This is a genomic window from Streptomyces sp. TLI_185, assembly GCF_003814765.1.
Classification (GTDB): domain Bacteria; phylum Actinomycetota; class Actinomycetes; order Streptomycetales; family Streptomycetaceae; genus Streptomyces.
Map to the genome: position 1 here is coordinate 3,346,906 of NZ_RKRB01000001.1, position 11,364 is coordinate 3,358,269.

At 71.3% G+C, this 11,364-nt stretch carries 14 protein-coding genes, 1 tRNA gene and 1 pseudogene; 8 read left to right on the top strand and 8 right to left on the bottom strand.

The annotated features are described in order from the left end of the window. Positions 1-2 precede the first annotated feature (2 nt). The 3 genes from EDD92_RS15245 (at position 3) to EDD92_RS15255 (ending at position 3,299) form a co-directional block, all read left to right on the top strand. A complete protein-coding gene (locus EDD92_RS15245) occupies positions 3-1,892 on the top strand; it encodes an FAD/NAD(P)-binding domain-containing protein (protein WP_123964823.1) in 1,890 nt (629 codons plus the stop codon). Between the two features lie 83 nt (positions 1,893-1,975). Then, positions 1,976-2,431: a DoxX family protein gene (locus tag EDD92_RS15250; RefSeq protein ID WP_123964824.1), complete on the top strand. Its 456-nt coding sequence runs from the start codon at positions 1,976-1,978 to the stop codon at positions 2,429-2,431. Between the two features lie 256 nt (positions 2,432-2,687). After that, complete coding sequence (locus tag EDD92_RS15255) at positions 2,688-3,299, top strand: DedA family protein (protein ID WP_185124025.1); 612 nt, start codon at positions 2,688-2,690, stop codon at positions 3,297-3,299. 183 nt (positions 3,300-3,482) lie between these two features. Here the strand turns inward: EDD92_RS15255 and EDD92_RS15265 are convergent, their stop codons facing one another. Beyond that, positions 3,483-3,707 carry a DUF2277 domain-containing protein gene (locus EDD92_RS15265; RefSeq protein ID WP_030931896.1) on the bottom strand — a complete coding sequence of 75 codons (225 nt, stop codon included), beginning with the start codon at positions 3,705-3,707 and terminating at the stop codon, positions 3,483-3,485. Between the two features lie 94 nt (positions 3,708-3,801). On the opposite strand from EDD92_RS15265, the gene EDD92_RS15270 reads away from it, so the two are divergent. After that, positions 3,802-4,701 (top strand): ketopantoate reductase family protein, encoded by a 900-nt coding sequence (locus EDD92_RS15270; protein WP_123964826.1) that lies wholly within the window; start codon positions 3,802-3,804, stop codon positions 4,699-4,701. Between the two features lie 31 nt (positions 4,702-4,732). Here EDD92_RS15270 and EDD92_RS15275 read toward each other — a convergent pair whose 3' ends face one another. The 4 genes and pseudogenes from EDD92_RS15275 to EDD92_RS51110 all read right to left on the bottom strand — a co-directional run. Beyond that, positions 4,733-5,257 carry a GNAT family N-acetyltransferase gene (locus tag EDD92_RS15275; RefSeq protein WP_123964827.1) on the bottom strand — a complete coding sequence of 175 codons (525 nt, stop codon included), beginning with the start codon at positions 5,255-5,257 and terminating at the stop codon, positions 4,733-4,735. Between the two features lie 88 nt (positions 5,258-5,345). Beyond that, positions 5,346-5,510 carry a hypothetical protein gene (locus EDD92_RS51100; protein WP_311736766.1) on the bottom strand — a complete coding sequence of 55 codons (165 nt, stop codon included), beginning with the start codon at positions 5,508-5,510 and terminating at the stop codon, positions 5,346-5,348. After that, positions 5,443-5,679 (bottom strand): hypothetical protein, encoded by a 237-nt coding sequence (locus EDD92_RS51105; protein WP_260327399.1) that lies wholly within the window; start codon positions 5,677-5,679, stop codon positions 5,443-5,445. Before EDD92_RS51105 ends, EDD92_RS51100 begins: the two co-directional genes overlap by 68 nt. Positions 5,680-5,743: 64 nt before the next feature. Then, positions 5,744-5,821, bottom strand: a pseudogene (locus EDD92_RS51110) (TetR family transcriptional regulator); the annotation flags it as partial. A 92-nt stretch (positions 5,822-5,913) separates the two neighbouring features. Here EDD92_RS51110 and EDD92_RS15290 point away from each other — a divergent pair. After that, positions 5,914-6,240: a hypothetical protein gene (locus EDD92_RS15290; RefSeq protein WP_123964828.1), complete on the top strand. Its 327-nt coding sequence runs from the start codon at positions 5,914-5,916 to the stop codon at positions 6,238-6,240. 54 nt (positions 6,241-6,294) lie between these two features. Here the strand turns inward: EDD92_RS15290 and EDD92_RS15295 are convergent. After that, positions 6,295-6,366: transfer RNA gene (locus EDD92_RS15295), tRNA-Val, on the bottom strand. A 173-nt stretch (positions 6,367-6,539) separates the two neighbouring features. Between EDD92_RS15295 and EDD92_RS15300 the strand changes: the two genes are divergently transcribed. Next, on the top strand, positions 6,540-7,322 hold the full coding sequence (locus EDD92_RS15300) for a DUF4097 family beta strand repeat-containing protein (protein WP_123964829.1): 783 nt from the start codon (positions 6,540-6,542) through the stop codon (positions 7,320-7,322). 81 nt (positions 7,323-7,403) lie between these two features. After that, positions 7,404-8,777: a hypothetical protein gene (locus EDD92_RS15305; RefSeq protein WP_123964830.1), complete on the top strand. Its 1,374-nt coding sequence runs from the start codon at positions 7,404-7,406 to the stop codon at positions 8,775-8,777. 269 nt (positions 8,778-9,046) lie between these two features. Here EDD92_RS15305 and EDD92_RS15315 read toward each other — a convergent pair whose 3' ends face one another. Both EDD92_RS15315 and EDD92_RS15320 read right to left on the bottom strand, forming a co-directional pair. Next, positions 9,047-10,324 carry a hypothetical protein gene (locus EDD92_RS15315; protein WP_123970403.1) on the bottom strand — a complete coding sequence of 426 codons (1,278 nt, stop codon included), beginning with the start codon at positions 10,322-10,324 and terminating at the stop codon, positions 9,047-9,049. Positions 10,325-10,402: 78 nt separating this feature from the next. After that, positions 10,403-10,807 carry a hypothetical protein gene (locus tag EDD92_RS15320; protein WP_123964832.1) on the bottom strand — a complete coding sequence of 135 codons (405 nt, stop codon included), beginning with the start codon at positions 10,805-10,807 and terminating at the stop codon, positions 10,403-10,405. Positions 10,808-11,100: 293 nt separating this feature from the next. Here EDD92_RS15320 and EDD92_RS15325 point away from each other — a divergent pair, with 293 nt between their 5' ends. Beyond that, complete coding sequence (locus tag EDD92_RS15325; protein WP_123964833.1) at positions 11,101-11,316, top strand: zinc ribbon domain-containing protein; 216 nt, start codon at positions 11,101-11,103, stop codon at positions 11,314-11,316. Positions 11,317-11,364: the final 48 nt, after the last annotated feature.

Sequence of the window (11,364 nt, forward strand, 5' to 3'; positions counted from 1 at the left end):
CTTTGTCTGCACCGATCGCAGAACACCCGACCGTCTCCCTTGCTCTGGTCGGCGCAGGACCGCGCGGCACCAGCGTCCTGGAACGCCTCTGCGCCTCCGTGCCGGAACTCCTCCCGCGGGGCGTACGACTGACCGTCCACGTCGTCGATCCCGCACCGCCCGGGCCCGGCAGCGTGTGGCGCACCGCCCAGTCCCCCGAGCTGCTGATGAACACCGTGGCCTGCCAGGTGACCCTGTTCACCGACGACAGCGTGGACTGCTCGGGACCGGTCCGGCCGGGCCCCAGCCTGTACGAGTGGGCGGACGGCGAGCTGGGCGCGGACGAGTACCCCACCCGCGCCCGCTACGGCCACTACCTGGAGTGGGTGTTCGCGAAGGTGGTGAGCGAGGCGCCGCCCGCGGTACGCGTCCAGACGCACCGGGCGCGGGCCGTACGGCTGGACGACGCCCCCGACGGCCGCCAGAGCCTCACCCTCGACGACGGCCGCACCCTGACCGGCCTGTCCGCGGTCGTGCTCGCCCAGGGCCACCTCCCGGTCGCCGCGGACGCGGAGCAGCGCCGCCTTGCGGACTACGCCGACCGTCACGGCCTGCTCCACTTCCCGCCCGCCAACCCGGCCGACGTCGACCTCTCCCCCATAGCCCCCGGTGAACCGGTGCTGCTGCGCGGCCTGGGCCTCAACTTCTTCGACCACACGGCCCTGTTGACCACGGGCCGCGGCGGCCGGTTCGTCTCCGGTCGCCGCGGTCTGCGCTACGTCCCCTCCGGCCGCGAACCGCGCCTGTACGCCGGCTCCCGGCGCGGCATCCCGTACCAGGCGCGCGGCGACAACGCAAAGGGGCCGTACGGCAGACACACCCCGCTGGTCCTCACCCCGGAGGTGATCGCAGGCTTCCGCAAGCGCGCTGACTCCGGTGAGGCGCCCGACTTCCTGACCGAGATATGGCCGTTGGTGGCGAAGGAGGTGGAGACGGTCTACTACGCGGCGCTCACCGGCCGGGAGGACTTCGCGGACCGCTTCCTCATGGTGCCCCATCGCGCTCCCCAAGAGGCGTACGTACTCGACGAGTTCGGCATCCCTGCGGGCGACCGCTGGAGCTGGGACCGGATCTCCCGGCCGTATACGGAAGGGCAGTTCGCGCATCGGCGGGAGTGGCGGGCGTGGCTGCTGGCGTATCTGCGCGAGGACGCGACCCAGGCCGCCCTCGGCAATGTGGACGGCCCGCTCAAGGCGGCCCTGGACGTGCTGCGCGATCTGCGCAACGAGCTGCGGCTGATCGTCGACCACGGCGGGCTCACCGGGGCCTCCCGCCGCGAACACCTGGACCGCTGGTACACCCCGCTGAACGCCTTCCTCTCCATCGGCCCGCCCCGGCGGCGCATCGAGGAGCTGGCCGCGCTGGTGGAGGCGGGGGTGGTGGAGGTGCTCGGGCCACGCCTCGAGGTGCGGCCCGAACAGGGGGCGTGGGTGGCCCGGTCCCCCGAGGTGCCGGGGTCGGCAGTGCGTGTGACAACCCTCGTGGAGGCCCGCCTACCGGAACCGGATCTGCGGCGCACCGCCGACGAACTCCTCGCCCGGCTGCTGAAGACGGGACAGTGCCGGCCGCATGCCGTCGACGGTTACGAAACCGGGGGGCTGGACGTGACGGAACGGCCGTACCGTCTGATGGACCGTCAAGGTCGCCCGCATTCAAGGCGGTTCGCGTTCGGGGTGCCCACGGAGGGCGTGCACTGGGTGACGGCGGCGGGGGCCCGCCCCGGGGTGGATTCGGTCACGCTTTCGGACGCGGATGCGGTCGCCAGAGCCCTGCTACGTGCGGCTGCGGGCGAAACGGAGCCGGAAGCGGAAGCGAATCGATGGCCGAATGTTGAACTTGCAAGCATCGATTAGGTAGACCTACCGTGAATTACTCGCTCGGCTCGTTCCCCGACCGGTTCGCCCCGGACCGGCCCGACCGAAGGAGTACCCCCCACATGACCGCCCGCCTCAACAGCGCACAGCCGTACGCCCTCGGACTGTTCCGCATCGTCGTCGGCCTGCTCTTCGCCTGCCACGGCGCCGCCGCGCTCTTCGGCGTCCTCGGCGGCGTGGCCGGCACCAACGGCGGCACCGTCGAGACCGGCGCCTGGCCGTTCTGGTACGCGGCCGTCATCCAGCTGGTCGGCGGCGTCCTCGTACTGCTCGGCCTCGGCACGCGTGCCGCCGCGTTCATAGCCTCGGGCTCGATGGCGTACGCCTACTTCAAGGTGCACCAGCCGAACGCCCTGTGGCCGATGCAGAACGGCGGCGAGGCCGCGGCGATGTTCAGCTGGACCCTTCTGCTGCTGGTCTTCACCGGCTCCGGCGCCTTCGGCCTGGACCGGCTGTTCGCGAAGCGCGCCACGGCGCAGGACAAGGCCGCGGCGGAGCAGACGCCGGTCGCTGCCTGATCCCGTGCGCTGATCCCAGGGCCTTCCCCCGCCGGCGGGGGAAGGCCCTGCACGTTCAAAGGCCCTGCACGTTCAAAGGCCCTGCGCGCCCAAGGACGGCGGCCGGGTGAACGTCCTGTGCCGATCACATGCGCCCCCCATGAAACTCCCGTCACAGCCCCGGCGTACGCTGTATGGCTGTCATGGCCGCCCTTGCCGCTCCCTCGCGACGTTCGCGGCACGGTCCGGTCCACGGGGGAGTCACGGGGAGTTCGCGGTGCTGGAAAGTGTGGGGCTGCTGACCGGCAGCCCATGGATCTACGCCATGGTGGCGCTGTCGGTCTTGCTCGACGTGTTCGTGCCGGTCCTGCCGAGCGGTGTGCTGGTGATCACGGCCGCCACGGCGGCAGCCGCGGGCTCGGCGAGCGGCCGGGTACCGCACGCGGTCCCCGACATCCTGGCCCTGACGCTCTGCGCCGCCACCGCCTCCGTCCTCGGCGACCTGGTGGCGTACCGGCTGGCCTGGCGCGGCGGCGAACGCCTGGACCGCGCCATCGCCCGCTCACGCCGGCTGACCACCGCGCAGGAACGTCTCGGCGCCGCCCTGGCCCGCGGCGGCGGCGCCCTGGTCATCCTCGCCCGGTTCGCCCCGGCCGGCCGCTCGGTCGTCTCCCTCGGCGCCGGCGCCGCCCACCGCCGCGCCCGCGACTTCCTCCCCTGGTCCGCCCTCGCGGGCCTGACCTGGGCGACGTACAGCGTGGCGCTCGGCTACTACGGCGGCCAGTGGCTGGGCACGACCTGGGTGGCCACGGCGGTATCGGTGCTGGCACTGTTCGGGGCAGGGGCAGGGGCGGCTTACGTGATGCGCCGCCCGGCGAAGGCGTCGTAGGTCCTGCTGCCGAGTTCGGGAGCGCCCTCAAGGGGCGCGGGGCTGTATCAATTGGCGGCTCCGCCGCGATGGGGGTCCCCCCGCTCAAGTGAAGTCGAGAGTGGGGGAGCGACCAGCCACGACGAACCCGCAGACGCCGAGGGCGCCGCACCCCCACGGCGGAGCCGCAGGCAGCCGCCAAAGCTAGGCGGAAGCCTTCTGCCCCCGCACCTCGAGCCCGGCCAGCAACTCGGCCGTGGCCTCGGCAACCGCCTCGACGGCGCGGTCGAAAACCTCCCGGTTGTGCGCGGCCGGCGCCCGAAAGCCGGACACCTTCCGCACGAACTGCAGGGCCGCAGCCCTGATCTCTTCCTCCGTCGCCTCTTCGGGCAACGCGGGCGGGCGAAGTGTCTTGATGCTCCGGCACATGGGACCAGTCTCACGCACTTCCGCAGCGCCTGGAATGATCCGTTGCGAGGCGGCCACCGTTCCGGGGCCGACCGACGAAGGGAACAACAGAATCATGGCGAACGAACTCACTGTTGCCGTCCTCGGCCCCGGCGGCATCGGCGGCCTGCTCGCCGGGCTGCTGTCCCGCGCCGGCCACCGTGCGATCTGCCTGGCCGGCGAGGCCACCGCCGCGACGCTGCGCACGGACGGGATCCACATCCGCAGCGGCCTGTACGGCGACTTCACGGCCCGTGTGGACGCGGACACCACCCTGCGGGAACCGGTCGACGCGTGCCTGGTCGCGGTCAAGCACACCTCCCTGGACGCCGCCCTCGACCGCGTCCCGCCGACGGCCCTCGGCGACGCCCTCCTCGTACCGTTCCTGAACGGCGTCGAACATCCGGCCACCCTGCGCGCCCGCTACCGCCCCGACCTGATCGCCCCGGCCGTCATCCGCGTCGAGTCGACCAGGGTCGCGGCGGGAGTGATCGAGCACGGCAGTCCCTTCGCCGAGATCGACCTGACCGGCGAGGGAGTGGACCGCGGCCGGCTCGACTCCCTCGCCGAAGCTCTCAGCACCGCCGGTCCGGCCACCCGCGTGCTCGACGACGAGACGGCCGCGCTGTGGGCGAAGATGTCGTTCCTGGCGCCGTTCGCCCTCCTCACCACCAGGTACGGTCTCCCGCTCGGTGACGTACGCACCCGGCACCGCGACGAGCTGACGGCCCTGGTGGAGGAGACGGCCGCGGTCAGCCGCGCAAGCGGCGGCCCGGCAAATCCGGCCCAGGCACTCGCCCGCTACGACGCCTTCCCGCCTCAGACCAAGTCCTCCATGCAGCGCGACGCCGAGGCGGGGCGCCCGCTCGAACTGGACGCGATCGGCGGGGCGTTGCTGCGCGCGGCCGAGCGGCACGGGGTGAGTGTGCCGGTGACGGCGCGGGTGGTACGGGAGTTGAGGGACGGCAGCCGCTAGCCGCCGGTGCGGCAGGGGCGGAGCGGTCCCGTCATCCGGGCCGGTGTATGGACTGCAGGTCCACCCGCCAGTCGTTGGACGTGATCCAGTGCCCCTTCGGGTACTCGATGTCGACCGGCCCGAGCAGGGTGAACCCGGCCCGTCGGCAGACGGAGTTCGACGGGCCGTTGTCCTTCTTCGGAAAGGCGTGCAGATACCGGTGCTCACCGGCATCCCGCGCTTCCTCCGCAACGGCCCGCGCCGCCCGCACGGCCAGCCCCCGCCCCTGGAACTCGGGCAGCACCCCCCACCCCGCCTCCCACACCGTGCCGCCCCGCCACTCCCGGGCCCAGAACCCGGCCGAGCCCACGCTCTCCCCACTGGCCGCCAGCACGACCCGGTACATCTGGCCGGGCCCCGCCTCCAGGTACCGCCGATGCCGGTCGGCAAGCTTCTCCTCGCTCTCGGGCCCGCCCAAGTGCACTGTCATCTCAGGGCTGTTGGCCCGCCGCAGCAGCCAGAAGTCGCCCTCGCCCCAGGGTTCCAGCCGCACCTTCTCCACGTCCGCGAAGTCCATGCCGCCCACCATAGGAGCCGGGTCTGACAACGCCCCGGCTTCACCGGTGTTCTGCGCATCGGACCGCGAGCAGAACCGTGTCTGGCGACTACCGTCCCCGGCTGCCCGCGCCGACCGGGACGGCCAGGAGAACCAGCCCCACACCGAGGACGGCAAGACCGCACCAGGAGGCGCCCGGCAGGCGTTCACCGAGCACGGTGACGCCCAGGACCGCCGCCACGGCCGGCTCCGCCGGCGTCAACGACGTGGCCACCGACGCCGGCGTGCGCCCCGTGCCCGAAGAGCCGGTAGGCCAGGAAGACGGTGAACAGGGCGAGATACACCGCCACCGCCGCAGCGCGGGTGGTGGCGAGCCAGTACATGTCGACGGCGAGGAGAAGCGGCAGGACGAGGAGCCCGGCCGCGCCGAACAACACACCCATCACGGCATCGGAGGGGTGCCCACGCCTGATGAGCCTGCCGCCGATCAGCGAGTGGACGGCGTACGACAGCCCGGCGCACGCGGACGGTGGTCTGGCGGGAGACCTGGTCCACCTCGGGCGAGACGCTGCGGTCGGCGAAGGTCCCCACGATGGTTGTCTGCCCGGGGCCACCCGTCCGCATGAACCCCGGGAAGGAACTCGCATCCCAAATTCGAACAGGCGTAGCATTGGGCCGTGGCTACGACCTATGACTTTCCGAGTGACCTCCTCGCCGGTCAGGAGGAGCTGCATCAGGTCCGTTCGGAGCTGTCGGCCCTGCTCAAGCGGCTGCCCTGGTCGGTCGAGCCCCTGGACGGCTTCAGCGACACAGGCGGCTGGCGCAAGGTGGAGCGCCCCGCCTCCCCCGGCTGGACGGCCGACGAACAGGCCGAGGTGGAGAAGCTCCGCCAACGCGAACACGAACTCGCCGTGTTCGTCAGTACCCACCGCTTCTGGGCGGAGGTCGCGACCGGAGAACGAGTGGACGCCCGCACCAGGCTGAAGCACGCACGCGAGGCATGATCGACATGACGCAAGAAGACCCCGGCCATGATCGGCCGGGGTCTTCTTCCCGTGTGGGCGCGGACGGTTTCGAACCGCCGACATCCTGCTTGTAAGGCAGGCGCTCTACCCCTGAGCTACGCACCCGAGACGAGTCGACAGCCTACCTTGCCCGAGGCAGTGCCCTGCAAACCCGTATCGGGAGGCGGGCTCGTACGGGGGCTAGCCCCACCCCAGATCCGGGAGCCGCCCGGATCCCCCCGCGGCTCCCCGCTCCGTACGGTCGAAGCACCTTCAGCATCCTCCAGGGGGAGATCGTCATGGCTCGCGTCCGTACCCGTCCCGTCGTCGTCCGCACCGGTCTCGCCGCCGGAGTCGTCGTGGTGCTCGTCGGGGGTGTCGCCGCCTGTGGGGCTTCCGCGGGGGACGACAAGGATCCCGATCACCGGTCGTTCGCGCTGACCGGGCACACCCTCACCGTCGACTCCGACGACTCGGCGCTGGAAATCGTCGCCGCGGACGGGAATCCGGCGGGGAAGGTCGAGGTCACCCGGTGGTTCCAGGGCACCGTCGCCATCGGGAAGGACCCGAAGGTGAGCTGGAAGATGGAGGACGACCGGCTGACGCTGCGGATGAAGTGCTCCGGTGTCGTCGCCGACTGCTCGGCCAGACATCGGATCGAGGTGCCGCGCGGGGTCACCGTGAAGGTCGAGGACGGGGACGGGAGCGTGCGGGCGCGGGGCTTCCAGGATGCGCTGAGTATTCGTACGGGGGACGGGTCCGTGCATGTCACCGACTCCACCGGGCCGCTGGAGATGCACACCGGGGACGGGTCCGTGCATGCCGCCGTGTCCTCGCGGCGGGTGCGTGCCGAGACGGGCGACGGTTCCGTGGAGCTCGAACTCGGTGCCGTACCGGACCTGGTGGACTCCCGCAGTCACGACGGCTCCGTCACCGTCGCGCTGCCCAAGGCCACGTACCGGGTGACGACCGAGACGGGCGACGGCTCGGTGGATGTGTCCGTGCCGCGGTCCGACTCCAGCTCGCACGTGGTGTCCGCGCGTACCGGTGACGGCAAAGTCACCCTCAGGACCGCGAACTAACCGGCCCGTGTGTTCGTCCTTAACCGGTGGGAGAATGAAACGAGGCACCGGCCAGGACGGATGACAGTACGGGAGAGGGATGTGACGGCGACACCTTCGCAGCCGTACTCGCCGTTGGTGCCGCGTGCACACCGTCAGGCGCTCAGGGATGCCGTCACGCTTCTCGCCCTTCCTCTGGTCGCCGCGCTGGCGCTGCCCGCCGCGTTCGCCGGCGGGGGCACCCGGCGCTGGTTCGGCGGGCGGGCCGAGAGTCAGCGGGCCGAGGCGCAGGCCGCCAAGGACGCCGCGGCGGCCGCGTTCTACGAGCTGGACACGGCCCAGCGCGATCTACGGATCTCGATCGAGACGATCACGGCCGTCGACAACACTCCTGCGGCGCGGCGCGCGGTCTCCGACTTCGAGGCGCTGGGGCGGCGGATCGACGAGGCCAGCCATCGCTATATCGAGGCCGTCGACGCGCACGACCTCGACCGGGACGACCTGGAGGCGTCGGTCGCGGCACACGCGCGTACCGAGCTCACCAAGGCCAAGGACGATCTGGCGAACGTCAAGCGGGAGCTGGATCGTTTCGGTGACAGTCTCGGGCCGCTGCTCGGCAAGGCGGAGACCCAGCTGGCCCGGCTGGCTCCGGCGGTGGAGCGGGCGAGGCAGGGGCTGCTCGCCGCTTCGAACGCGCTGGATGCCGTACGGGAGACGAAGCTCAGGGCGGACGATCTCGCGGCCCGTCTTGCCGCCCTGGGACCCGAGCTGACGAAGCTCAACCAGGGCGCCGGGCAGCACGGGGTGCCGCAGACGCTGGAGCGGGCCGAGCGGGTGGCGCGGGAGGCCGAGGCGATCCGGGTGGAGGCCGAGCGGCTGCCGCAGAAGGCGGCCGAGATCGACCACCGGCTCGTCTCGCTGCGCACGCGCGCGCAGGCGCTCACCACGCGTGCCGGGCAGGTCGATCCGGTGCTGAGCGAGTTGCGGCGGCGGTTCGTGGCGGCGTGCTGGCAGGACCTGCAGCACGTGCCGCAGCAGGCCGCGGAGAACGTGCGCCAGGCGGAGCTGAAGCTGAAGGAGGCGCAGGCGGCGCGGGACGCCCAGCGCTGGCCGGACGCGACCTCGCTCTTGTCGACGGTGCGGGCGCTGCTGAACACGACCGACGAGTCCGTGTCGGCGGCCCGTGACCGGCTGCAGCGGCTGAACGCCGTGCAGAAGGACCCGCAGCAGGAGATCGACCGGACGCGGTTCGCGATCCGGGACGCCCAGCGGCTGGCGATGACGGGCCGGACGACGCCGGATCCGCGGCACGCGCGCCCGCTGGACGACTCGGTGGCCCGGCTGGAGCGGGCGATCGCCTCCCTGGAGGGCCGCCACCCCGACTACTGGCACTTCCTCACGGAGACGGAGGCGGTGCGCGAGTCGGTGGCCCACGTGGTCTCGCAGATCCGGGAGGAGCGCGGGGGCGGCCATTGAGCCGCTGCCCCCTTATGCCTGCCTGCTGGCTGCGACAGGCGGAGTACGCCGAGTTCGGGTACGAGGCGACCGGGCCTGCCGGCGACCGGCGGTAGGTGTCGGTGTCGTGGTAGGTCAGGTACGGGACGCCGCTTCTCGGTGTACGTCGCCATCGCCGCGGTAGGTGGTGGCCGCGGTGAGGGTGATCGCGGCCACGGTCGTGCAACGGCCCCCGGCTGCGGCGGACTTGCCGGGTCTCGTGGGGCTTTCTCCTTGCGGTGGGGGGCGGTTCACTTCACGACCGTCGACCAGGCGGGCGACTGTGCGGGCTCCAGGCCGCGCAGTCGTGCCAAGGTCTCCGGCTTCTGCACGTCCAGCCAGTCGGCCAGTTCCTTGAAGGACACGCACTTGACGCCCTTCTTCGTGCAGACGTTCCTGACGATCCGGTCGACGGCCCTCATGTAGATGCCGCCGTTCCAGTCCTCGAAGTGGTTGCCGATGAACAGCGGGGCGCGGCTGCCGTGGTAGACGCGGTTGAAGCCGTCCATGTAGGAGGTGACCGTCTGCTGTTCCCACTGGGGGTAGTCGGCGGGGTTGCCGTGGGTCTCGCCGTCGGACTGGTTGGAGAGGAAGTTGAAGTCCATCGACAGGCCTTGGTAGGCGGTGCCCGAGTACGGGAGCAGTTGCAGCGGGAAGTCCCAGACGCCGTTCTTCTTGGTGGGCCAGATCTGGAAGTCGCCGGTGGAGGAGGCGTCGTAGCGCCAGCCGTAGCTCTTGATGGCCTTGAGCAGGTTCTTCTGGCCCTCCAGACAGGGGGCGCGGCCGCCGGTGACCTCCGTCTTGAAGTCGAAGGGCAGGGCGGGGACGTCATCGAAGCCGGTGTTGGTCTTCCACTTCTCGGCGAACGCGTAGAACTGGTCGATCTCGCTCTTCCACTCGTCTGCGCTCCAGTCGCCGCCGCCCTTCTTGCCGCAGAAGTGGCCGTTGAAGTGGGTGCCGATCTCGTTGCCGTCCTGGTAGGCGAGGCGCAGTTGTTCCAGCGTGGTGCGGATGTGGCCGTCGGTGGCGTAGCCGATGGCGGCGGAGCCTGCCGGGTGCTGGGGCGGGTGGTAGAGCTTCGCCTTGTTCTTGGGCAGCAGGTGGATGCCGGTGAGGAAGAACGTCATGTGGGCGTCGTACTTCTTCGCCAGCTCCCGGTAGTGGGAGAAGAGGTGGTCGCTGCCCTCCAGTGCGCCGTCCCAGGAGAAGACGACGAACTGGGGTGGTCTCTGGCCGGGCTTGAGGGGCTCTGCCTTCAACTGACCTTGCTGCGGTCCGGTGTTGGAGGTGGAGCCGTCGCCGAGGATCTTGGTCTTTCCGTCCCAGGTGGGTGACGGAGTGGGGCTGTGGGCGGCGGCCTTGGGGCTCTTGTCGGTGTCCGCGGCGGGCTGGGGCTGGTCCTGGCGGGTCAGTATCAGGGAGGCGGCGACCAGCGAGGCCACCATGAGGAAGGGGGCGAGGGTCGTGAACCCCAGCCGGGTGGTGCGGCGGTCGGGGCCTTGGCGGCGTCGGCCGGTGGGCGGTTTCATGCCGGGCATGCGGTGTTCCTTGGGCATGCGGTGCTCATTCTGCGAGGGGGGTGGGGGGTGTGGTGCGGGCCTCGGGGGTCAGCCGAGGTCCATGGCGCCCGACCAGACGGCGTACGGGACGCTGTCGGCGGGCGTTCCTGCGATTCCCTTCAGCGGCAGGGGCTCCAGGGAGGTGGCCGGGTCCATGCGGTGGACGACGACGGCGGTCGGCACGGACTGGGCGGTGCCCGCGTACCGGGCGGCGGTGTCGTCCGCGGTGGTGCCGGACGTGCCGGTCGCGGTCGCGGTGGAGACGGCGGTGTGGGCGGCGTTCAGGGAGTCCGTGAGCGCCTGGGAGACCTGCTCGGCCACCTCGGCGCCGATCGGGCGGCGCGCGGTGGGGGTGGTCAGCGGGACCGGAGCGCCGTTGTGGGTGATACGGCGCACCGAGTGCGGCTCGGTGTGCTTCCCGGCGGTGGCGAAGGTGGCGTAGCCGCCGGCCATCCGGATGGCGCTGGGTCCGGTGCGGCCGGGGCGTGGGCAGGCGGGGCGTAAGCGGCGTAACGCCGCCCGGGGAAACCGCTTCGGTGCCGCGCGTCGGCGGCGTGGGCGGCGGCGGTCAGCCGACCGGCCACGTCGTTGTGCTGTCCCGATCACGCCCGGAAACTACCAACGATCTTCGCGAGTTCTCCACATGAGAATCCGACAGGAACGATCCCATACCGAGCCGTAGATAACATGATGGACGCGTGACTTGGATCACACTCGCTGCTGCGCACCACCGCTAACCTGGTCGCATGCCTCGCTATGAGTACCGCTGCCGGAGTTGCGGCGACACGTTTGAACTGAGCCGGCCGATGGCCCAGTCCTCCGACCCGGCGACGTGCCCTGCCGGGCATGGGGACACGGTGAAGTTGTTGTCGACCGTGGCTGTGGGCGGTACGGCGAGTGCACCCGCCGCCGCGCCGAAGGCAGCGGGCGGCGGGTGTTGTGGTGGAGGGTGCTGCGGCTAGGTAGGCCGGTGCGTTTGGCTGCGCAGGCCCGTGCGTTGTCTGCTGCGG